Source organism: Tolypothrix tenuis PCC 7101 (genome assembly GCF_963874875.1).
In the GTDB taxonomy this organism is placed as follows: domain Bacteria; phylum Cyanobacteriota; class Cyanobacteriia; order Cyanobacteriales; family Nostocaceae; genus Aulosira; species Aulosira tenue.
Genome location: NZ_CAWNJS010000001.1, coordinates 238,961 through 261,328 on the forward strand (window position 1 = coordinate 238,961; position 22,368 = coordinate 261,328).

At 40.4% G+C, this 22,368-nt stretch carries 21 protein-coding genes and 1 pseudogene; 9 read left to right on the top strand and 13 right to left on the bottom strand.

Annotated features, from left to right (window positions below; translation table 11 throughout):
• The first annotated feature begins 80 nt into the window (after positions 1 to 80).
• Both AACU25_RS00940 and AACU25_RS00945 read left to right on the top strand, forming a co-directional pair.
• Positions 81 to 1,112, top strand: coding sequence for a chemotaxis protein CheB (locus AACU25_RS00940; protein WP_096573494.1), 1,032 nt, complete (start codon positions 81 to 83; stop codon positions 1,110 to 1,112).
• 116 nt (positions 1,113 to 1,228) lie between these two features.
• Positions 1,229 to 2,125 carry a bile acid:sodium symporter family protein gene (locus tag AACU25_RS00945; protein WP_096573495.1) on the top strand — a complete coding sequence of 299 codons (897 nt, stop codon included), beginning with the start codon at positions 1,229 to 1,231 and terminating at the stop codon, positions 2,123 to 2,125.
• Positions 2,126 to 2,231: 106 nt separating this feature from the next.
• Here the strand turns inward: AACU25_RS00945 and AACU25_RS00950 are convergent, their stop codons facing one another.
• The gene (locus tag AACU25_RS00950; protein WP_096573496.1) at positions 2,232 to 3,212 is read right to left on the bottom strand and encodes an aldo/keto reductase; all 981 of its coding nucleotides are present in this window, start codon (positions 3,210 to 3,212) and stop codon (positions 2,232 to 2,234) included.
• A gap of 523 nt (positions 3,213 to 3,735) precedes the next feature.
• Here AACU25_RS00950 and AACU25_RS00955 point away from each other — a divergent pair.
• Both AACU25_RS00955 and AACU25_RS00960 read left to right on the top strand, forming a co-directional pair.
• Positions 3,736 to 4,092, top strand: a complete 357-nt coding sequence (locus tag AACU25_RS00955; RefSeq protein WP_096573497.1) for a hypothetical protein — start codon at positions 3,736 to 3,738, stop codon at positions 4,090 to 4,092.
• Between the two features lie 99 nt (positions 4,093 to 4,191).
• Positions 4,192 to 4,722 (top strand): REP-associated tyrosine transposase, encoded by a 531-nt coding sequence (locus tag AACU25_RS00960; protein WP_096573498.1) that lies wholly within the window; start codon positions 4,192 to 4,194, stop codon positions 4,720 to 4,722.
• Between the two features lie 35 nt (positions 4,723 to 4,757).
• On the opposite strand, the gene AACU25_RS00965 is transcribed toward AACU25_RS00960, so the two are convergent.
• A complete protein-coding gene (locus tag AACU25_RS00965; protein WP_096583413.1) occupies positions 4,758 to 5,933 on the bottom strand; it encodes a homospermidine biosynthesis protein in 1,176 nt (391 codons plus the stop codon).
• A 720-nt stretch (positions 5,934 to 6,653) separates the two neighbouring features.
• Here AACU25_RS00965 and AACU25_RS00970 point away from each other — a divergent pair.
• Entirely contained in the window at positions 6,654 to 7,085 is a 432-nt protein-coding gene (locus tag AACU25_RS00970) for a GNAT family N-acetyltransferase (protein ID WP_096573499.1), read from the top strand.
• Between the two features lie 167 nt (positions 7,086 to 7,252).
• On the opposite strand, the gene AACU25_RS00975 is transcribed toward AACU25_RS00970, so the two are convergent.
• Positions 7,253 to 10,816: a CHAT domain-containing tetratricopeptide repeat protein gene (locus AACU25_RS00975; RefSeq protein WP_096573500.1), complete on the bottom strand. Its 3,564-nt coding sequence runs from the start codon at positions 10,814 to 10,816 to the stop codon at positions 7,253 to 7,255.
• Between the two features lie 475 nt (positions 10,817 to 11,291).
• On the opposite strand from AACU25_RS00975, the gene AACU25_RS00980 reads away from it, so the two are divergent.
• A complete protein-coding gene (locus AACU25_RS00980) occupies positions 11,292 to 12,386 on the top strand; it encodes a hypothetical protein (RefSeq protein WP_190445681.1) in 1,095 nt (364 codons plus the stop codon).
• Positions 12,387 to 12,467: 81 nt separating this feature from the next.
• Here AACU25_RS00980 and AACU25_RS00985 read toward each other — a convergent pair whose 3' ends face one another.
• The gene (locus AACU25_RS00985) at positions 12,468 to 13,154 is read right to left on the bottom strand and encodes an HAD family hydrolase (RefSeq protein ID WP_096573502.1); all 687 of its coding nucleotides are present in this window, start codon (positions 13,152 to 13,154) and stop codon (positions 12,468 to 12,470) included.
• Positions 13,155 to 13,411: 257 nt separating this feature from the next.
• On the opposite strand from AACU25_RS00985, the gene AACU25_RS00990 reads away from it, so the two are divergent.
• From AACU25_RS00990 to AACU25_RS01000, 3 genes are all read left to right on the top strand, one after another.
• Positions 13,412 to 14,287 (top strand): S-methyl-5'-thioadenosine phosphorylase, encoded by an 876-nt coding sequence (locus AACU25_RS00990; RefSeq protein ID WP_096573503.1) that lies wholly within the window; start codon positions 13,412 to 13,414, stop codon positions 14,285 to 14,287.
• 610 nt (positions 14,288 to 14,897) lie between these two features.
• Positions 14,898 to 15,464: a type 1 glutamine amidotransferase domain-containing protein gene (locus AACU25_RS00995; RefSeq protein WP_190445680.1), complete on the top strand. Its 567-nt coding sequence runs from the start codon at positions 14,898 to 14,900 to the stop codon at positions 15,462 to 15,464.
• 57 nt (positions 15,465 to 15,521) lie between these two features.
• A complete protein-coding gene (locus tag AACU25_RS01000) occupies positions 15,522 to 16,184 on the top strand; it encodes a DUF4142 domain-containing protein (protein WP_096573504.1) in 663 nt (220 codons plus the stop codon).
• Positions 16,185 to 16,241: 57 nt separating this feature from the next.
• On the opposite strand, the gene ylqF is transcribed toward AACU25_RS01000, so the two are convergent.
• From ylqF to AACU25_RS01045, 9 genes and pseudogenes are all read right to left on the bottom strand, one after another.
• Entirely contained in the window at positions 16,242 to 17,123 is an 882-nt protein-coding gene (gene ylqF / locus AACU25_RS01005; RefSeq protein WP_096573505.1) for a ribosome biogenesis GTPase YlqF, read from the bottom strand.
• A 167-nt stretch (positions 17,124 to 17,290) separates the two neighbouring features.
• Positions 17,291 to 17,668 (bottom strand): VOC family protein, encoded by a 378-nt coding sequence (locus AACU25_RS01010; RefSeq protein WP_096573506.1) that lies wholly within the window; start codon positions 17,666 to 17,668, stop codon positions 17,291 to 17,293.
• Between the two features lie 15 nt (positions 17,669 to 17,683).
• Positions 17,684 to 18,022, bottom strand: coding sequence for a type II toxin-antitoxin system PemK/MazF family toxin (locus AACU25_RS01015; RefSeq protein ID WP_096573507.1), 339 nt, complete (start codon positions 18,020 to 18,022; stop codon positions 17,684 to 17,686).
• Positions 18,022 to 18,258: a hypothetical protein gene (locus AACU25_RS01020; protein ID WP_096573508.1), complete on the bottom strand. Its 237-nt coding sequence runs from the start codon at positions 18,256 to 18,258 to the stop codon at positions 18,022 to 18,024. Before AACU25_RS01020 ends, AACU25_RS01015 begins: the two co-directional genes overlap by 1 nt.
• Before the next feature lie 473 nt (positions 18,259 to 18,731).
• Positions 18,732 to 18,860 (bottom strand): annotated as a pseudogene (locus AACU25_RS01025) (formate dehydrogenase accessory sulfurtransferase FdhD); the annotation flags it as partial.
• 39 nt (positions 18,861 to 18,899) lie between these two features.
• Positions 18,900 to 19,025: a hypothetical protein gene (locus AACU25_RS01030; RefSeq protein ID WP_321206625.1), complete on the bottom strand. Its 126-nt coding sequence runs from the start codon at positions 19,023 to 19,025 to the stop codon at positions 18,900 to 18,902.
• An 84-nt stretch (positions 19,026 to 19,109) separates the two neighbouring features.
• On the bottom strand, positions 19,110 to 19,397 hold the full coding sequence (locus AACU25_RS01035) for a hypothetical protein (RefSeq protein WP_096573509.1): 288 nt from the start codon (positions 19,395 to 19,397) through the stop codon (positions 19,110 to 19,112).
• Between the two features lie 229 nt (positions 19,398 to 19,626).
• Positions 19,627 to 20,304: a PEP-CTERM sorting domain-containing protein gene (locus AACU25_RS01040; protein ID WP_096573510.1), complete on the bottom strand. Its 678-nt coding sequence runs from the start codon at positions 20,302 to 20,304 to the stop codon at positions 19,627 to 19,629.
• An 823-nt stretch (positions 20,305 to 21,127) separates the two neighbouring features.
• On the bottom strand, positions 21,128 to 21,844 hold the full coding sequence (locus tag AACU25_RS01045) for a PEP-CTERM sorting domain-containing protein (RefSeq protein ID WP_096573511.1): 717 nt from the start codon (positions 21,842 to 21,844) through the stop codon (positions 21,128 to 21,130).
• Between the last annotated feature and the right edge of the window lie 524 nt (positions 21,845 to 22,368).

A 22,368-nucleotide genomic window follows, 5' to 3' on the forward strand; every position in this document is an offset into this window, starting at 1 on the left:
CTAACTACTAGGCTAATCTAGCCCAAAATCAAAAAATTGCATAAAAACTGAAGTTGCTGCTGGCAATAGCAAGGATATTAATGGCTGATAGCGAAAAGCAGACTATTGTACGCGATATCATCGTCGTAGGTACTTCGGCTGGGGGAGTTGAGGCACTTACTGAGTTAGTTAAATATTTGCCGCCGAATCTGAATGCATCTGTCATTATAGTGCTGCATTTACCTAGTCATAGCCCTAATGTTCTGGCAGATATCCTCAATCGTGGTAGTAGATTACCAGTATTTCTGGCACAAGATGGGCAAGCAATTGAGAAAGGACATATCTATGTTGCGCCATCCGATCGCCATTTGTTGGTGAAAGCAGGATATTTGCAATTGTGGCAGGGGCCAAAAGAAAATGGCTCACGCCCAGCTATCGATCCATTATTTCGCACCGCAGCACGGGCTTATGGACAGCGACTCGTGGCGGTGTTACTCACGGGTTTACTTGATGATGGAACAGCAGGATTGATGGCGGTAAAAATGCGCGATGGTGTAGCTATTGTGCAGCGCCCTGATGATGCATTATATGCGGCAATGCCCAGCAATGCGATCGCTAATGTCGATGGCATTGACTATATTTTGCCACTATCGGAAATCCCATCCACCTTAGCCAAGCTAGCTAACACTCCCAAGGAAGAAGAACCAGAAAAACCTGTAACCAGGGAGATGGAATTAGAATCGGAGATGGCAAATTTTGATATAGAAGAATTAGAAAGTGACGCTATACCAGGGAATCCATCACCCTTTACCTGTCCCGATTGTGGTGGGAGTTTATGGGAAATCGAGGACGGGAAGCTGTTACGGTTTCGGTGTCATGTAGGCCATGCTTTTAGTGCTAAAACTCTGCTAACAAAGCAATCTGATAAATTGGAAGATGCTTTATGGATTGCAGTTAGGGCATTGCAAGAGAAAGCTACTTTGGCAGATCGCATGGCTTCGCGAATGCGCGATCGCAATTTATCTTTAGCAGCAAAAAGATTACAACAACAATCAGAAGATGCTCAACAGCAATCCGAAATTATTCAGGAAGTGCTAAAGATGCTGAATGGTAAGAGTGCTGAGTCTACTTAAAAACAAGCTACGCGTAGCTTACTTTCATAAGTATTCAAATAACCTATTATAAGTGTGTAATCGCTAGGTAAACATTCTGATATCATCAATTTTGTCAAATAAATACAAAATTGATTATGGAAGCCAGCTTTTTGACGGCCGTTGTTTTACCTGTTGCCCTGGCTATCATTATGCTAGGAATGGGTTTATCTCTGATTCCAGAAGATTTCCAACGTATAAAGAAGTATCCGAAAGCTGTCGCCATTGGCTTGATTAGTCAGTTAGTTTTTTTACCGATTATTGCCTTCGTCATTACTAAAGTTGTACCCATGCAACCTGCGATCGCTATGGGGTTAATGATTGTGGCATTATGTCCAGGTGGGGTATCCTCAAATGTCATCACATTCTTAGCTAAGGGTGATGTTGCCCTTTCAGTTACTCTCACAGCTTTTAGCAGTGTAATTACAGTATTTACAATTCCTGTAGTAGGAAACCTAGCATACCAGCACTTTATGGGAGAGACAGCTGCGATCGCTTTACCCATTGGTGCTACTATATTACAAATTTTTCTGATGACGCTGCTGCCTATAGGGTTGGGAATGGGAGTGCGGCAGCTATTTCCAGAAGTTGCTCGTCGTCTAGAAAAAGTAACTAACCGTCTAGCAGTTTCTTTCTTGGCGTTAATTATTCTGCTGCTGATTATTCGTGAATGGAATCGTCTACCTAGCTTTATTGTGCAAGTGGGAGTAGGTGCAGCGCTTTTGAATGTGATTTCAACGTTGGCAGGGTTTTATATTGGCAAGCTATTTAACCTCAATCCGCCGCAGCAAATCTGCATTGCCATTGAAGTTGGCATCCAAAATGGCACGTTAGCGATCGCAATTACTGCTGGGTTACTCAATAATCCTGATATGGCAGTACCAGCAGCGATTTACAGTCTGTTTATGAATGTGACAGCTTTGATTGCGATTAGCTACGGTAGAAAGTTGGCTGCAATCACTCCTGTTCAGCAGCCTGTGGAAAGTCAGGTTTAACAATAGGCAAGGGGGAAAGGGTAAGGGGGAAAGGTTTTGTATTTTCCCCTTCCCCTTTCACCTTTCCCCTTTTTCCCATTACATATACGAGTGTAGACAATTCGTATTAGCGGTTAACTGTACTCATGTCAGAATAGCGATCGCCTGCTGCTGTTCCTTTGGGTGCAACGGCTTCGATTTGGCTTAAATCTTCCTGAGTTAAGTTAATTTCGGTAGCAGCAATATTTTCTTCAAGGTAAGTACGGCGTTTTGTACCAGGAATGGGAACGATATCTTCACCTTGCGCTAATAGCCAAGCTAAAGCTAGCTGACTAGGAGTTACGCCTTTAGCATTAGCGATCGCTTTTACCTTCTCTACTAATTCCAGGTTTTTGTGGAAATTCTCACCTTGGAAGCGGGGAGCATTTCTGCGATAGTCATCAGCTGCGAGATCATCTGGACTTGCGATCGCACCTGATAAAAAACCACGTCCTAATGGACTGTAGGGAACAAAGCCGATTCCTAATTCCCGCACAGTTGGTAAAATTTCATCTTCGGGATCGCGACTCCACAGCGAATATTCTGTTTGCAAGGCGCTAATTGGATGCACTGCATTTGCCCGGCGAATTGTGCTAGGCGCAGCTTCCGAAAGTCCTAAATACCGAACTTTACCTTGCTGTACTAACTCCGCCATCGCGCCTACAGTATCTTCAATTGGCACATTGGGATCTACCCGATGTTGATAATAAAGGTCGATGACATCAACTCCCAAGCGTTGCAGCGAAGCATCACAAGCTTCATGCACATATTCTGGTGTACCACAGACACCCTTCCAGCCGCCATCTTCCGTGCGGACATTACCAAACTTAGTTGCTAAGATGACACTATCTCGACGGTCTTTAATAGCTCTGCCCACTAACTTTTCATTAGTAAACGGGCCATACATATCTGCAGTATCTAAGAAATTCAGCCCCAATTCTAAAGCGCGGTGAATAGTAGTGATCGCTTCTTGCTCATCTCGCCCACTATAAAACTCCGACATTCCCATACAACCTAATCCCAGTTGGGAAACTTCTAACCCTTGTTGACCAAGTTTTCGTTTTTTCATAATATCTCCTATTTTTTATCGGGCATGGGGCATGGGGCATAGGGCATTGGTAATGGGTAATGGGTAATTGGTAATTGGGGTTTGTCATTCGTCATTTGTCATTTGTTATTCCCCTTAGTAACAGCCTTTATGTTTTAGCTGCGATCGCACTGCGGTTTCATCTACCCTATGGCGCGAGACAAAAACAGGGTTTTTGTTGTAACAATCACAATTGATCATTTATTAGTATGAGGTGCAAGTGCGATCGCATCACCTTGGATCGTTAATGTAGAGCATGACAATGCCAATGCATCACCTTGGATCGTTAATGTGAGGCATGACAATGCCAATGTATCGGCTTACATCGTTAATGTAGAGCATGACAATGCCAATGCATCGCCTTGGATCGTTAATGTAGGGCATGACAATGCCAATGCATCGGTTTACATCGTTAATGTAGAGCATGATAATGGCAATGCATCGCTTTGTTATATTTTTTGTTGTAATGGGCACATTAAATATATGATTTTGCTTATATATACTTATGGTAGCCCCAGACCAAAAACGCCGTTTATCGCCTCAAGCAATTAATCAAGATATAACCTCATTTCACGGTTTGCAAACCATCAGCACTTATACTACAAACCGTACTGATGCTTCGGCTGCACATTTACAGCAAGCTTATCAAAATATGTTGGCACAGCAACAAGCCAAAAATGAGCAATCAATTTTATACCAAGCTGCGGCTGATGCGGCTCGATTAGCAGAATGGGAATTTCATAATGCAGTGTTAGCTATGAAAGAAGCCGTACTTGGGCAATACGGAGGAGATAGCGAACAAGCGCAAGCCGTTGGATTCAAGAAAAAATCAGAGCGCAAGCGGCGTATTCGTAATAGTTAAAGCATTAACCTTCAATCCTCTGTGATGCGTTACGCTGCGCTAACGCATCCTACGCCTTAATACGCCTTAAATGTTGAATTTTTTGAATTTTAATTTGCTATGACTAACTATCGGCGAATTGCAATCGCAGGTGGTACTTATTTCTTTACTCAAGTTACTCACGAGCGTTATCCTTGGCTATGTTATGCCAATGCTCGAGCGTTACTGCGACAAGCAATTATCGAAGTTCGCCAAAAATATCCATTTACTATTGATGCGCTAGTACTGCTACCCGATCACATTCATTGTATTTGGACATTACCGCCAGGAGATAGTAACTATGCTAAACGCTGGCGATTGATTAAAACCTACGCCACTAAAAATAAAACCTGCGATTTAGAAATTGATATCAGCATTAATGAATCACGAGAAAAGCGAATAGAAAGCAATCTTTGGCAGCGAAGATTCTGGGAACATTGGATTCGTAATGAGGCAGATTTTATCCATCATTGTGATTACATTCATTACAATCCGGTAAAGCATGGATTTTGTTCTGCACCTAGTGAATGGCCATATTCTAGTTTTCATCGCTTTGTAGCGCAGGGTATTTACCCAGCCAATTGGGGAGAAACACAATCACCAAAATCGTAGGATGCGTTAGCGCAGCGTAACGCATCCCACCAATTCTAAGGAGTATTAGGAATCAATCTGCCACAAGGATAAGTTGCTGCTTGCTGAGATGCATCTTCTGCAACAGCCGCAGGGATTTGATCTGATGGTTGTGATTTAGCAGCGAGATAATCTTGTCGTAATGTTTCCACAATTGCATCACGCTTATCATACAGCCGCTTCAATGGGCGAGATTGACATTGTTTGAGAACATATGCTGTCACCAATGGTAAAGCGATCGTGCTGTCGGTGTAACAAACAATGGTGCTGGGTAACTCTTCCGGGTCAATCTTACCCCAACTTACAGCTTCCGAAGGTGTCGCCCCAGATAAACCGCCTGTATCAGGACGTGCATCGGTAAACTGCACAAAGTAATCATGTCCCCGTTCTTCTAAGCCTAGTACTTCGTGCAGTTGCGGTTGAGTTTGTAGCAAGAAGTTCTTAGGACTACCACCGCCAATAATTACCGCCGCACTTTTACCTTCAGCTTCACGTGCATTGTAGGCGATCGCAGCTGTTTCGTTTACATCAATTGAAGGATCTAATATTAACTGCGAACCTTCCAACGCCAAAGCTGCAACGTTCATCCCAATTGAACTATCGCCAGGAGAAGAAGTATAAATGGGTACGCCATATTCATAGGCTGTAGCTAGCAAGCAGGAATTCTTTACACCCAATTGCTTTTCGATTTCCCAAACATACTTACCTAGCAAATGGTGAAACTCAGCCGTTCCCATGCGCTTTTGGAAAGGTTCAGCTTGCAGAATCTTGCGGATAAACGCATCGGTTTCTAGTAGCACATCGTAACCGAAAATAATGTCATAAATGCGGATAGTTCCTTCCTGGCGAAGCTTCACATCATCCAAAAACGGATTACCAGCGAATAGTTCAAAACCTAAGCCATAGTGCATATCATGATAAAGATTTGCACCAGTACTAATCATCCAGTCAATAAAGCCGTTGCGAATCAAAGGTGCAAGAACAGAAACACCGAAACCTGCTGGTGTCATTGCACCAGAAAGGCTTACGCCTACCGTTACACCATCAGTCAATACATCACGACTCAGCAATTGGCAAATTTCCCGCAACCGCGCCGAGTTGTAAGCAGTGAAGTAATTATCAATCAAATCAACCACACCAATATCTGCTGACATTGGTGTTGGTGCAATTTTTTGACCTAGCTGTTTTGACATTTTGAGAATCCCGAAAAGTAAACGCGCCGAATCTAATGTTAAGCTGTTACGCATTTAAATTGTAGATTTACTTTTCAGGGTTATCCTTCTTACAAAGTTCTGATCGGAGGAAACCTCCGCTCAGACTTTGCGCTTAGTCATTAGTCATTTGTGTTTGCTTCACTCTTCACCCGTCATCTTGTGCCTTTAACTTAATAAAAAGCTTAAGTTAGCAGCTTAAAACCTTTATCTTTACTGGTGCAGTTTCAAGATTGATCGGAAACTTTAGTTAGCAATAGCTAAAGAACCCTAACTTTAGTAGTGCTTTTTCGATAGTATTCAGAAACGTTAAATAGCAATTATGTAGAGATTAAGAAATTATTTATTTACTGTAGGGTGTGTTAGGCGCTGATTTCCAATATGATTTGTCACGAAATAACTAACCTAGCGCCTAACGCACCATCCACTCGGCGGTGCGTTACGGCTAAATTTCATTGTCTCTGTGTCCCAAATACTTTCATAGCCGTAACACACCCTACTTTCTAAATTGTCTCTAAAAGTTAGTTATTAAAATTTAAATGAGGATTAATAACAAGCAGCAATTCTCAGCAGACTTTCGCTTTGCACTGCCCATAGGGTATTACGAACTACAAATTACAAATTAGTATTGAGTTTCTAAATAAATGACAAGTTCAATTAAAATTGTCAGAAACTCACAATTCTGAACTTCCCCCAGCTTCAATGATTGATATTGCCCTAGGCCAGTCTGATGTAGAAATTGAGCGTTGTTTTGCGATCATGCAAGCACTTCGTCCCCATCTCATCGCTAGTGATTTTGTCACTCGCATTAGAAGACAACAACAGCAAGGCTATCGTCTTGCTTATCTAAAAGATGAAGGGACAATCAGAGCAGTAGCAGGATTTAGAATATCTGAAAGCTTATCTTGGGGTAAGTTTCTCTATGTTGACGATTTAGTCACTCAAGAAGGCGATCGCTCTCAAGGCTATGGTAGTAATCTATTAAATTGGTTGGTAGACTATGCCAAATCTCATGCTTGCGAACAATTACATCTCGACTCTGGCGTTCAGCGTTTCGCCGCTCATCGTTTTTACTTCAAGCAGCGTTTAGAAATTAGAGCTTATCACTTTGCTATCAACTTGACTCAGAGTTAACAGTGAGATAATTATTGGCAAGTAATAGATATACCACCAATACTTTTCGGTTAAGGGGAAAAAGGGGAATGGGAAAAGGGAAAGAAACAACCTTTCACCCTTAACCTTTAACCTTTTTCCCATTTGAAACCCTTGCTCCTAGATAGTCCCAAAACAATGATGTTGGTTTAGCGCCATTCACCTTGAAGAGTGAAAGGTGCCCAGAAATAAGGTGCGCTGTAGTCGGGATTGCGCCACATTTCTACTTGTGCCGCCCGTAATGCCGCAGCAGGTTTTAAGCCCTGTTGTAACATTTTGCTATACAACTTCTTCATTAATTCTGAAGTTCCGCGATCGTCTACACTCCACAGACTCACCAATACTCTTGGGCTACCAGCATACATAAATCCTCTTGTCAAGCCAATTAATCCTTCCCCCTTGACTTCTTCACCCAAGCCAGTTTCACAAGCGCTGAGTACTACTAATTCTGCTGGTAGTTTCAAGTTGAAAATATCATGAAGGCGCAAAAAGCCATTTTGAGGTTTGCCAGTTTCATCAAATAGCGACAGTACAACTCCTGATAATTCTGGGTTTTGACTGTTAAGGATGCCATGAGTCGCAAAATGTATGATTCGGTATTGACTCAACTGAGTATCGGTAGCCACTGAACGGTTAGCGGCAAAGTCATAGGCTTGCTTGCGTTCTTTTGCAGGGACTAAAGAGAGAATAGTATCGGCTTCTTGACGGGTAAAAGGTAACCGATCAAAGGCAATACTTGCTTCTCTGGCAGATCTGGATAGTTGTTGTAAGTCTAGGTTCTGATTGCTGCTTGCTGGAGTTGAGGGTTTCACCTTAACCCGCTCATCGTTGAGGGAGAAAATGGGATCAGCAATCACAGCTAAGGCTTTTGGGGCAGGTTTTCGTCCAGCAGTTTCTTGTCTCAGAACAGCCAGTGTTGAGGCTGAGGGTAAGGTAATTATTTCGTGGTTGACTGCTAATGGTTCATAGCTGTTATTGGCGCTAGGTGTATTCAGAGCTGCAAAGGGGATATATTGCAAAGCCCCATCAGCGACTATAACTAAGCGACGCTGTCCTAATTGCTGGGCGACAGGTGCGAGTATTATCTTTGTCAAGGGAGTAGCGGCTGCAGCTGGGCTAGTTCTTTGAATTGGTGAAATTAAAACCTTGCGAAAATTTTGGACGGCGGCGGCAATTTCGGCGCGTTTGGGTAGTTCGTAGCTAGTAATGCTGTTTTTGCTGACAGCCCAAAGATAACTGCGTTCTTCGCCTAGAGCGTACTCTAAGAGTAGGGTGTTGTCATCTAATATTTGTTGCTGAATCTGCTTAAGTGACAGAGTTTGCGGTTGTGTTAAAGCCGCATAGCGGGGACTAGTGGCTCTAATTTTGGCTTGCAGTTGTCGATACTGTTCTAGCAGTGCTTCTGTTTGCTTTTCTAGGTTTTGGATTTCGGTTTTGTTGCCACTACTAGATAATTTCAGCGAGAGTTTTTCTTGAGCATCAAGCTGTTTCTGCAAGCTGCGTTCACTTTCGAGTAATTTAGGATCTATACCTTCGCGAATATCTGCATTAGCTTCTGCTAGTAAATCCAAAAGACTCCGGGCGCGGGCGCGTTCGCTGGCTTGTAAAGCTAAGGCATCGTAACCTTTAGATGGTTGCTGTTTGTGCGATCGCATCAACAAGTCAATGTAAAACTCGTAATATTTCTGAACTGAGGCAAAGTAAGAAGTCCGCAAATCTTGGCTGGTAACTCTGGTGCGGATATCTTCGACGATTTTAATGGTTGATTCGATTTGGTTGCGAGCAGCTTCTAGGTTATTGCGATCGCGTTCACTAACGGCGATATTGTAAAGAGTTTCAGCTTCACCAGTGCGATCGCCTAATTGTCGCAATAGCGCCAGTTCTTGATTGTAATTTTCTATTGCTTGCTGGTACTGCTTTAAGGCATTGTAGACTTTGCCGAGATTACGGAGAGTGTTAGCTTCACCGCTAAGTAAACCTAATGCCCGAAATTTAGAGTTTGCTTGCTGGGAAAAATCTAGAGATTTTTGATAATCTCCTGCTGCTAAGTACACCCTACCCAATAAACCAAGGGCAGAAGCTTCGCTGAAAGAACTTTGCTGTTTTCTTGCCAAGGTTAGCGCTTGGTTGGCAGTATCTAGAGCTTTGGGATAATCTTTCAGTGACTCATAAGCTCGAATCAAACCTGTCAGCGTCGCAAATTCTTGAAATAGCGCTCCTTGTGCGCGCCACAGCTGCAAAGCTTGATTGTAATAATCTAAAGCTTTTTCTGGCTTTGATGCCGAGCGGTAAACATTACCAATATGATCGAGGATTTTAGCTTCCTGAGTGCGATCGCCAACTTTACGGAATTTATCTAGCGCTTGGTTATATGTGTCAACACTTAACTGATAATCTCCCAAGAACTCATATAGTTGGGCGAGTGACGTTAGTGTAGCTGCTTCTCCTGAAAATTCTTTGCTTTGACGCTGGAGAGTTAGCGCTTGGGTGTAAAAGTCTAGAGCTTGCTGATAATTGCCAAAGGATGCGTAAATATCACCAATATTGCCGAGGGTAAAGGCTTCGCGAGAGCGATTTTTTTGGGCGCGTTGGAGAGTTAGCGCTTGGTTCAAGACACCAAGGGCTTTTTGTTGTTGTCCTAATTCATCGTAGACAAAGCTGATTTGGATGAGAAGTTCAGCTTCGGCACTGGCACTACCAGACTTTTGAAAGAGCGATCGCGCTTGATTATAATATTCCAGTGCCTTTTGATAATCGTTAGCAACCACATAGGTGACACCTATACCCATATAAGTAATTGCTTGCTTATTAGGGTCTGGTTGTGGTAGCTGTTTTTGCAGTGCTAGTACTTGGTTTAACGTTTCCCTGGCTTTTTGATTGTCACCCAGTGAACTGTAGAGAGTGGCTATGTTCGTGAGAGTATCAACTTGTCCGGCAATATTCTTTCTAGTTCGCTGAATTTCTAAGGCTTGATTGAAAGCTGTTAAAGCTTTTTGTGATTCACCTAATTGCCCATAAACTCGACCAATTGTTTCCAAAGTGCTAACTTGTCCATCTAAATCCTGACTAGCACGTTGCAGATTTAAAGCTTGATTGTAAAAATCTAATGCCTTTTGGGTTTCACCAGAAGTAAAATAAATTCTGCCAATTCCAATTAATACACCAGCCGCAAAATAGGATTGTTTTTCAGCTTGAAATATAGATAAAGCTTGGTTGTAATATTCTAATGCTTTGGGCTTTTCTTCTAAGTTGTAATATGCGCCAGCAATCGACTGAAGCATAACAGCTTCTCCCAGTCGGTCTTTGAGTTGTCGTCTAATAGATAGACCTTGGTTGAAATATTCCAACGCTTTGGAGTTTTCGCCTTGGACATAATAAATAGTCCCAATGCTTAAAAGCGTAGTAGCTTCCTGAGAGCTATCGCCAATTTCTCGCCAAATTTTTAGTGCTTCCAAGTATTTAGCTAGAGCCTGCTGACGAGAGGCTGGGGTTCCCTGTTGTGACAGTTGGCTTGCTGCTTCTAATAGTTGCTTTGCTTGTGTATCAGCTCTTTGTTGAGCAGGGCTAAGATTTTGGCTGTTAGTGGTAGTTTTTTGCGCTATTTCTACATTTATTGCCCTTGCTGTCATACCTATAGATTCAGACAACAACATCATGCTGATAAAGACAATAAAAGTACGATGGCTAAAAATTGATATAAGCCGCCTGTGCATTAATTTAATTTCCCTTTTGATGATGTTTATTGATGATAAATCTAAATGTAATTCCTACTACTATTGTTAATTTACAAGCCTTAAACACCTATATCAGTAGGATCAACACCACAGGTAAGCAGTCTCCATGAAACAAAGTTCACCGTCAAGCATGAAGAATTTTGAGTCAGCACTTTCAAGCCAGAGGTTCCCACGGTTGAAGATGGTGTAGAACCGCCTATTTTCTGGAGTGCAAAATTTCTGTAGGGAAGCGATCGCTCTTTTCACCATTCCTCCAGCTACAATTACTTGTTTAAAGTACTAATTTATACTTTAATAAATTTTCTCATTCTCTGTATTTAATATAAAGATTGTATAAAATTAATAATTTTAGCTTTCAATACTGCTAATCTTTGCATTAGTTTAGTTATTCTTACTGAACATATTCTTTAAATCTAATAAAAATTATACTTAAATCTAAAATGCCGGAATTGTTATGTCTACGTATGTAAACGACCATTTATATTTACACAACACAAAAACAATATTTTTGCCTAAGGCTTGGATAATTCTCAGAAGAGTTGGCTTGATTGCAATCTGTGAGATGTTTTTACTCGTCAGTATCGTGGCTGAGAAAGCTTCCGCTACACAGATCAGCGCTATTAATCCCAGCCCTTCTACCTGTATCAAAGGTAAGGATGCTTGCGTCCAGAAGATTAGCAATGACACTGTGACAGATAAAGACGAAATTGATATATTTTTGCGGATTGAACCTTCTGCGGGTAATTCCAGCCAGCAGGGTTACAACACAGATGCACTTTTAGGCAAATCTCTCAGCACAGAGAAAGTTTCTCACTCATTAAAAATAAGCGATGTACCAATAGTTAATATCGGTGGTACAGATTATCGTGAGTTTATCTTAAGAATTAACGAGCCAGCTATTAGTAATAACAATCAAGATTTATCAAAAATTGTATTGGAAAAGTTAGAAATTTTTCTAGGAAATACTCCTGATTTAGCTAATTATCCTAATTTTGATGGTAATGCCACCAAAATTTTTGATATTGAGCAAAATTCGGTTCTACTTCAAGATATCAACTCTGACAATACTAGCTATGACTATTTCGTATATATAAAAGACAGTTTATTTTCATCAAAAGCTAAAGAACAAGAAGCCCAGAAATACGTTTACCTATTCTCTCAATTCACTAATGCGGAAGGTGGAGTAGAAGAATGGGCTGTGAGAAAGGAAGATAAAGAAGCTATCATACCGCCCATAATACCCGACGGCAAAGGAGGAGGTGGTGGTGGTACAGGAGAACTTTTATTAGGTTCTGTAATTGCAGGGCTAGGATTACCACAAATTATGGGTGGTGGAAAAGCAAATACTTCTAGTTACATCAGTCTACCAACTGTGAGTGGAAATAGGGTTTTACAAGAAATATCATTTCCACAATCAGAAGCACCAACACCAGACGCAACGAATCCAAGCGATGTACCAGAACCTACAACTTTGTTAGCTTCTTTGATGGGGTTGGGGTTAATAGTTAAAGCAAGGTCGATATCTCGCGATCGCAAAATTGAGAAATAGGAATTGGGTAATTGGTAATTGGTAATTGGTAATGGGAAACGGGAGAGTAAATTACTGTTTCATTTCCCCCGTTTTTTGAGATTAGAAATTGGATGATATTTCGCTTAAATCTCCTTCAGTCATCGAATTAAGCAATGTCCACAGTTGTAAGCTGGTGAAATCTGGTATTGCAATAAAAGCACCAACTTCTAGCAAGATTTTGGGGTCGTGGGTAGAAGCAATACCAAGGGTGCGAATACCAGCAGCCACAGCAGAACGAATTCCTGAGGGTGAATCTTCTAGTGCGATCGCTTGATCTGCCTTAATCCCCAATTGACTCAGAGCAACTTGATAAGGTGTAGGATCGGGTTTGCCGGCTGTGCAATCTTCTGCTAAAACAACTATTTCAAAAGCTTCTTTAATGCCTAAAACTTGTAGCATAAATTCGGCATTTGCCCTAGGAGCATTCGTTACTAAAGCGCGCTTTAATTTATGTGTATCTGTCCATGCTAGTAATTCAGCAAATCCATTTAGAGGCTTTAAATTAGGTGCAAGTTCGCGAAACAGCGCTTCTTTTTCATCGGCAAATTTTAGCCCTTCTGCGTCTGATAATTGTGGCAAAATGTCTTTAACAATTTCTGGGTTTAATCGTCCGCTAATTCTGGATTGGTAAAAAGCCTCATCAATTTCTATGCCATAATCAGCAAGCTTTTGTTGCCAAGCTATGTAGTGTATAGGGTCAGTGTTTACAATAGTACCGTCTAAATCAAAGAGAATTGCAGATAGCATGGTTTTGGTATTATTTAAATATTTGTTAACTTTATTTACATAGTTTACATGATTTTTTTAACTTTAGATTTAATATTGGTTAAAATTCCCAATTTTTAATTGCTATTTTTTTGAGTAATTATTCCTTAATGGTAGAGAGCCAGCATATTCACCGTCGAGTCAATCCAAAATCTAAAATCCAAAATTGTATAACTGCTATGAGAGTTACCTTTTCGGTAAAATAACTTGGCAGCTTTGGAAAAGATAGGTTAATTATCATGGCAGAAGCGCAGATTGGGATTATTGGTGGCAGTGGTCTTTACAAAATGGATGCACTCAAAGATATAGAAGAAGTGCAAATAGATACACCATTTGGCTCACCTTCTGATGCTTTAATTTTGGGAACATTAGATGGCACTAGAGTAGCTTTTTTGGCTCGTCATGGTCGCAATCATACGTTATTGCCATCAGAGTTGCCATTCCGTGCCAATATCTATGCAATGAAGAAATTAGGTGTAAAATACTTAATTTCCGCTAGTGCAGTGGGTTCATTAAAAGCAGAAGCCAAACCACTAGATATGGTAATACCCGACCAATTTATTGATAGAACAAAAAACCGGATTTCAACGTTTTTCGGTGAAGGAATTGTGGCTCATATTGCCTTTGGCGATCCGATTTGCCATAACCTAGCTAGTGTATTAGCAGATGCGATCGCATCCTTGAATTTAGCGGATGTCACTCTGCATCGTGGTGGAACTTATGTTTGTATGGAAGGGCCAGCATTCTCTACCAAAGCAGAATCCAATCTTTACCGCAGTTGGGGTGCAACAATAATTGGGATGACGAATTTACCAGAAGCCAAATTAGCGCGGGAAGCAGAAATTGCTTATGCAACTTTAGCGTTAGTTACAGATTATGATTGTTGGCATCCCGATCATGATAGCGTCACAGTAGAAATGGTAATTGGCAATTTACAGCGCAATGCAGTTAATGCTCAAAAAGTGATTCAAGAAACTGTACGCAGTTTGAGCGAAAATCCACCTACTAGTGATGCACATTCGGCTTTGAAGTATGCAATTTTGACTCCTTTAGATAAAGCACCAACCGCGACAAAAGAAAAATTGGGATTGTTGTTGGAGAAATATTTAAAATAGAGAATTGGTAATTGTAATTGGTAATTGGTAATTGGTTAAAGCCTTTTCCCTTTTACCTTCACTATGTTGATATATTATTCAAGGGTGCGTTAGCAGCGAGAGTACTGCACCTGTAGCAAAGCTTTTTGTGCTTTAAGGCTTACACTTAACACACGCTACATGATACTAGGATTTTTACAGGAATCCTCATACTTGTTGGTTAAAGACAAAAGGGGAAAGGTGCAAGAAAACCTTTTCCCCTTCACTTTTCTCTTGCGGAGACGCTACGCGTAGCTTGCTTCCCCGCAGGGATACACCTTTTCCCCAAACCAAATTCCGATAGATTGGACGTGAGCAAATAAAATCTATCCTAAGACAAAGGCTAAAACAGGACGCTAAATCTAAGCTAATAGGGTTTCCATTCATAAAAGTTCAAAACATATTTCTCTCGCGCGTCTTGCATGGAAACTCCTGAATTTATTCAGGTAGCAACAATGTGCAATCAGTATTTAACAGTATGAGCTTTATCTATTGCACGCTTAATTTAGAAGCAACTTTAGCAAATCAGCATCTTTGCTAACACAAAATTTTCTTTCGCATTGGCTAAATCATCGCTCAAAAGGTAGACATTATGATTGCTGAATTACCAAATTTCAGAGTTGCAGTTTTAGCAACCGATGGCTTTGAAGAAGCAGAACTCATAGAACCTGTACGGGCACTTAAAGAAGCCGGTGCAAGAGTAGAAATTCTCTCCAGCAAAATGGGTCAAATTCAAGCGTTTCGCCATCTTGACAAAGGTATAGCTGTGAATGTCGATCGCTTGCTCAATGAAGCCCAAGCTAGCGAATACGATGCAGTTTTGTTGCCTGGTGGGGCACTCAATGCCGATACCCTGAGAATGGGGCCGAAGGTGCAATCTTTCCTGCAACAAATGCAGCAAGCAGGTAAGCCATTCGCTGCTATTTGCCATGCACCTTGGGAATTAATTTCTGCCAACTTGGTGCAAGGGCGCACCCTAACTAGTTATTACACAATTCAAGATGACATCCGTAACGCAGGTGGTAACTGGCTGGATAGGGAAGTTGTCGTAGATAGAAACTGGGTAACAAGCCGCCAACCAGACGACATCCCCGCCTTCAATCAAGAAATGTTGAATCTATTTGCACAGTTCACACCTGCTGGATCTGGCTCACGTTAATCGTGGGCTGTTTTTCAAAAAGACAAACTACAGCTTGATTAAAGGAAAACATTAATAATGCTCAACAAAATACTCTCTACGGGTTTAGTAGCAATCTCTTTATCTCTGGCGACTGCTTGTGCGCCAACTACCCAGCAAGACCAAAATACATCGCAAGCACCATCAGGTACAGCTCAACCTGTACAAACAACAGAGACTACATCACCAACCACGTCACCAACCACATCACCTGCTACCACAGGGCAAAATAACCTCAGTTCTGCCGATAGGACATTTATGACTCAAGCAGCGCAAGGTGGTTTAGCAGAAGTTCAACTAGGGCAGCTGGCATCACAACGGGGTGCTAACAATACAGTCAAACAATATGCACAGCGTATGGTTCAAGATCATACCCAAGCAAATAGTCAGCTTCAGCAGCTAGCACAGCAAAAAGGTGTAACGCTACCAAAATCCCTCAACAATGAAAATCAGCAAGTTAAACAACAGTTAACAAAGCTTTCTGGGCGTAGCTTTGACCGCCAATACATGAGCCACATGGTTCAAGATCATGAAAAAACTGTAGCCTTGTTTCAGCAGGAAGCTCAAGAAGGACAAGATGCAGAGGTGAAAGCATTTGCCACGCAAACATTGCCCATCCTCCAAGACCACTTGCAACAAGCTCAATCTCTTGCTAATCCTGGAAGTTCAACCAGCACCCCAACACCAGGTACTACTCCGTAAATCGGGACTGGGGAAAAGGGAAAATTATTATAACCCATTACCCAACCCACAATTGCGCTAATTGGGTGGTAATTCCAATGGAATTTCACCCATGAAGCCTTTGCGATAATCTGTTAAAAGATGCCTAGCGGTTCTTTCGACATCACCGCTATAACGATGTTCCGCTAAAGCGTGTAAATAGGCTTCACCTGTATGGGGTGAAGAATCGAGTTCATAGCGCGCTTGTAAGGGTTTTTTTGGTAGTAAATTAGTAGCTACATCTTGAAGATAATTCAGTACATTTACTAATTCTGCTGCTACTAATTGATTATCATAAGAAGCTTCGCCAATATCATCACAAATAGCTAATTTTAATGCTGCTTCTTGGTCTTCTAATTTCAGGGGAATCACACCAGGAGCATCTAATAATTCTAATTGGTCAGAAATCCTCACCCAGCGCAGTTGACGAGTTACGCCCGGACGCGCTGCACTTTCTACTACTCGTTTACCCAAAAGCCGATTAATTAAAGCTGATTTACCAACGTTGGGAAAACCAATTACTACAGCGCGCACAGGACGAGGTAACATTCCGCGATCGCGTCTTCTGTTATTCAATTCTACCCCAGCAGCTTGTGCCGCTTTTAACACGGCTGTTACGCCTTGACCTTGTTGAGCATTAGTAAAAAAAGCTACCTCACCTTGGCGTTTAAACCAGTCAGCCCAAAGCGATCGCACTTGGGGAGAAATCATATCCAAGCGGTTAATCACTAATAGCCGCGTTTTACTTCCCACCCACTCTTCTATTTGCGGGTGATGTGTCGCTAAGGGAATACGTGCATCTCGTACCTCTAGCACCACATCTACCCGTTTTAGCTGTTCTTTTAAATTCTTTTCTGCCTTAGCAATGTGACCTGGATACCATTGGATCACATTTAATTTATAGTTTTGAGTTAAAGCCATTGGTTATTTGTCCTTTGTCATTTGTTATTTGGGCATTGGGCATGGGGCATTGGGCATTGGTAATGGGTAATTGGGGGTTTGGTGTTTGGTGTTTGTAATTAATTATTTCTCCTCTGCTCCCCTGCTCCCTCTGCCTCCTCTGCTCCCTAATCCCCAGTCCCTAGTCCCTAATCCCCAATCCCCTCATGTAAAATCAAGCGATTACCATCAGGATCGTAGGCGTAAATTTCTCTGCCGTGAGAAGCGACGGAAATCTTTCCGGGTGGGGGATAGCCCAAATTGCTAAGGTGAGCGATCGCAATTTCTAAGTTACTTACTTCTAAACACAAACTTATCTTACTTTTGGCTGTAGTTTCAAATTCGGTCTGATGTGGGTTTTTTGGTTGAAAAATACCTAAGCGCAAACCCGAAAGTTGAAACTCCGCATAAACATTAGGGAGCAATTTTGTTGGTTTTTGCTCCAAAAAATTGGTATAAAAACTCACTAAATTATCAAGATTAATTGTTGCTATCGTAACAAGTGCATCAGTATATCCAAAAACCATTGTTAGCTTGTGCTGCTAGAGATATAAGACGGTTCGTAAACCCTCATCTACTTCCTCTTGCAAGTAGTCTGGTAGTGAACCAATACGCTGAACCAAAAACGTTTTATCGACCGTGAAAATTTGCGAGACATTAGCAACAGAATCTTTTGACAAACCCGATACCGCCTGAGGTAACAATACATTACCCGGTACTTCTGCTAACTGAATATTAGAAGTAATAACTACGACAATAACTGTGCTGATACGACTTTGAGTAAAGGTATCATCTTGAATCACTAAAACAGGACGACGATATACCGGTTCTGAGCCTACTGGATCGGGTAAGTTCGCCCACCAAATTTCTCCTCGGTACATTACCAATCCTCATGAGGCAGAGACATAAACTGCATCCTTGCCATCACAGTATCTATCTCAGAAGACTCTTTAGAGTAAATCTGGTTTAGCTTCAGCTGGATTTGATTGCGATTGTACTTTTTCAAGTAAGTTTGTAATGCTTTTGTGTAAAGCTCGCTGCGCGACAATCCTAACTGTTGAGCTAGTGCTTCTGCCTCTTCAAAAACTGAATCTGGCAGTGAAATTGCAGTTTTCATAGCGCTTAATTGTTAATTCTTCTTTGGTTATACCTTGGTTATACCAAAACTACAAGAACTAGCATAAGCTGATACGCACCTAAATCAAATATTCTGGCGTTAGGACTGTCAAAGGCCAAGAGGAGCCAGTCACGTGCGGTGAGACCAGCGTTGCAGGAGGGTTTCCCTCCGTAGGCGACTGGCGCTCGCGTAACGTGTCCGAAGGATTCACCCGTTCGCTGTTCGGCAAAGCCGTTCTCGAAGAGTAAGCGTTCCCGCAGGGTAGGGAGGTTCCCTCCGTTGAGTGAACTGGCGTTCCAGGGTCAAGGGCTAGCTTGGACTTTGGACTCTTGAACGCCAGTTGCTTCAAGTCGGCAAAGCCGCCCAACGCACTGGCTCCTTTTGACAACCTGAGTGCGAAATATACAATTTAAATGCGTAACAGCTTACTCTTGTGATCATCACGAGAATCGCAATCATAGCTGTAAGCATTTTCAATTGGATGCGTCTATTCTGTCCCAGCCAGTGTATACATTAAATTTTTGCCCACGTAGAAATCCAATTAAGGTAATGCCAAATTCTTGAGCGACAGATACAGCCAAATTACTAGGTGCAGAGACAGAACCAGGACTTACGCAACTGGCACAATGCGATCGCTAAATTCAGATTTTTTCTAGGCGAGCGATCGCATTATAATCTGGTACACCTTCTACAGAACGTTTAGTTTTATCGAGCAGTATATTTCCTTCGAGCCAATGCACTTGTAAATTGCTTGGTTGAATAGGCACTAAATAAACTTGTCCTATTAACTCACCTAAATCATTAATTTAGCGATCGCCTTTACTAGCTATCTAAAAATCAATCAAGCGCTTTTAAGCTTTGTTCAGCCAAGATTCTAAAGCGTTGTTTGCTATTTTAGTGACCGCAAGAACGATAAATATACTTAACATCCCACTTTTGTAAAGATTTTTATCTGCATCATACTCAACTACAGATTTAGAGGTATTAGATGTTTGATAGTAGCAGGTACGGTAGAGAGTGCATGTTCTAGCATCGGTATTTTGAGCGATCGCTAAAGTGGCGATAGATGCGATTGAGGCAGCGATAATCAAAGACGCAAAGCGATTCATAAGTTGTAAGCTTAGAAAATCGAGATTCATGACTACACAAGCAAATCAGAGGATTCCTGAAATTAGCTGAAAAATAGAAATTGGCGATTGGGGGCTAGGGATGAGGGTGATTAGAGAAGTTCACAAGGTGAAATAAGCATATTAAATACAAATAAATTTCCCCATCTAAATAGAAAGGGAAACTAAATCCAACAAATAATCAAAATAGAGATGTGAGGCGTAACATTCTTAAATGTGTGATTTATCTCTTCACATTTTATTAAGCTGTTACCTTTTCTGTTTTCTTATTTTGACTGTTTTTCTGCTTCAAAAAGCCGCCAAAACCAATAGCCATTAAGCCAAGCATAGCGCTAGGTTCGGGGACTGATGTAGTATTATTGGGCTTGCTTTGAAACCAATCACTCTTGCTGTTAGGGCCAATAGCTTGAGCGTGCAGAGCAATTGCTAGGTTATTTTGAAGAAAACCATTTTCTATTGTAGATAATGTTGTACCAGGAGTTAAGTTAAACAGAATCTTGAGATTTTCGCCTAGTCCAATACCTTTTGCAACTATCGGTGTATCTGAATCAGCTGAAAAAGCAGATGTCCAGCCAAATTCTCCTGCAGGAGGTTGAGAAGGATTTGCCCAAGGAGAAAAGCTGACGGAAGTATTATTAATTATGCTGTCATAAGTCAATAAGTTAGAGAAGTTAGTACCTTTACCAAAATAGATATCAGTAATTGCTGATTGGATAGAACCTGTATTAGTAAATGTAAACTGAACTTTTCCGTTACTTAATTGATCGACAGCAATATTAAACTGGGAAGCAACATTCAGATTGGTGTTATTGGTAACTTGATTTACGCCCAAATTAAAAGCCTGTGCAGGCATGGAACTTGCAGCAAGAGCAATACCAGTTGTAGCTAAAAGAGCAGGAAATAATGAAGCTACTTTCATATATCAAAGAACTAAAGAACTCTATATAGCCAAAATATCTTGTATATTTCAGTAAATCAACGGTATACCTAATAGCTTTATCGAAATTTTATTCTAGCTATGAGTGTATATCTGTATCTTTACTATTCTATAATTCACATTAACATCTAATATCTTCTTGCTATTCTAGGTATTACAGACATTTGCCTTTCATCTAGAGTGGATTTTTTTTGTAAGAAATCTATACTCACATCAAAATTAGTTTTTAAATAATCAGTAAAATTATCGATGACCAAACCTAGTTGCTTACTGAATATTGTGCAATATGTTGATTTAAAATGGGATTTATAAAAATTTCAATTAAGTAGCAAAATTATATTTTTTGTTATATTTTTTTATGTTTCATTAAGAGCTATGATATTGCAGATAGTATATCCTTCCTAATATGATTAAAATCTATGGATAAGATAGATTAATATCAATACTTGTCGGTTCAGGGGAAAAAGGGAAAGAAAAAACTTAGACTCTTAAGCTTTAACCTTTTCCTCAAAACAAATTTTGAGTTAAAAACGCTTAATTGAGTAGTATTGAGACTCATCTTAATTCACAATTAGCCAAGCCAGATCCGAAAGAGGTGATTTGCATCAATATAGTTAAAAGATTTGTGAATAATAAAATTCCCGACTTCTTAAAGAAGTCGGGAATATTTGTGTTGCAATAGAGCCTTTGGCTAAATTCTGAGGTTATCAAAGTTGAACTTTTTTATTATCATCTTTAAGCTATCTATGGATGTAATAAAACCGTTGGCAACTCACATAATTAGTGAATTTCACTTTCCCAAAAATTAAACTGTAATTTTTACTGGAAGGACTTCTTTTTTAGCATTTTTGCCATTCTTCTTTGTCAATAATCCACCCATACCAAAAGCCATCAGACCAAAAATTGTAGCAGGTTCAGGCACAGATTGGGTAGAAGATAGACTGGTTACATAAGTATCACTACTGTTTCCATTTGGAAGACTGCCGACATGGATACCAACGCTGAGATTACCATTCTTGAGGGCAGTAATGACATCATTGTAATTACCATTGAAACTAACACCTAGGACTTCACCTGATTGCACTGAATTATTGTTACCACCGTCTGTACCTCCGCCAAAAATTGGATTCCATCCTGAAACTAAATTGCTTTGTGACAAGTTTTGAATTTTGGAGTTTTGATTTGTGATGTCGTTGGCGAATTTTACAGTACCAACATTGCCTACATTAACTTGCATATTAGATAGTAAGCTAGATACAGTAGGATTAGCACTGAAAACAAACTGCTTTAAAGCAGAAGTATTAGAATTAGCACTAGTATTCAAAAATTTAAATAAAACTGTATTGGTAGAACTTTGGCTTACATCTATTGAGAAATTGGAATTATATTGATCGCCAACAGTATCACCACCAGCAATGTTATTGAAACCAAAGGTTACGGCAGAGGCTGGCATTGCAGTCGCTGCTAAAGCAACACCTGTTGTTACTACAAGTGCTGAAATAAAAGCAGTGTGCTTATTCATGTGTGTCTAAAGTTATAAGTGTATAGCTCTATTCAAAATATAATTTAATGTTTTAAAAAAAACATCTTATACATGTTGATTTTATCGAAAGTTTAAGTAGGCAAACTAGATATATTTATATCTGCTATTCTAAAGGTTAGGATAAGTAATATCTTGTATTTCTTATCCAGCAAGTGTTTTCCAGATTTGATGCTAGAGAGCAATAGCTTTTTGATTGAGAAACCTATAGTGAAAATTATAGATTAATGCCTTATAAAAGATAAAGCTACGATGAAAAATAAAAATCACCAATTTCTAAATTGGTGACTATATATACTTTTAAATAGTTAAATAATTGATCGTAAGTTAAGTGCTTTTACTTATATATAACAGATAAAACTTCTCTGTTTTAGTTAAAATTAAAAATTAAATCAGTAATAATCTTATTTCTAATGTAATCACACTCATTGCGAGTGGAAGATGTAATAAGCTATGGATGATAATTTAACGGAGATAATATAAAGCGCTATCGCATTCTTTAAAAA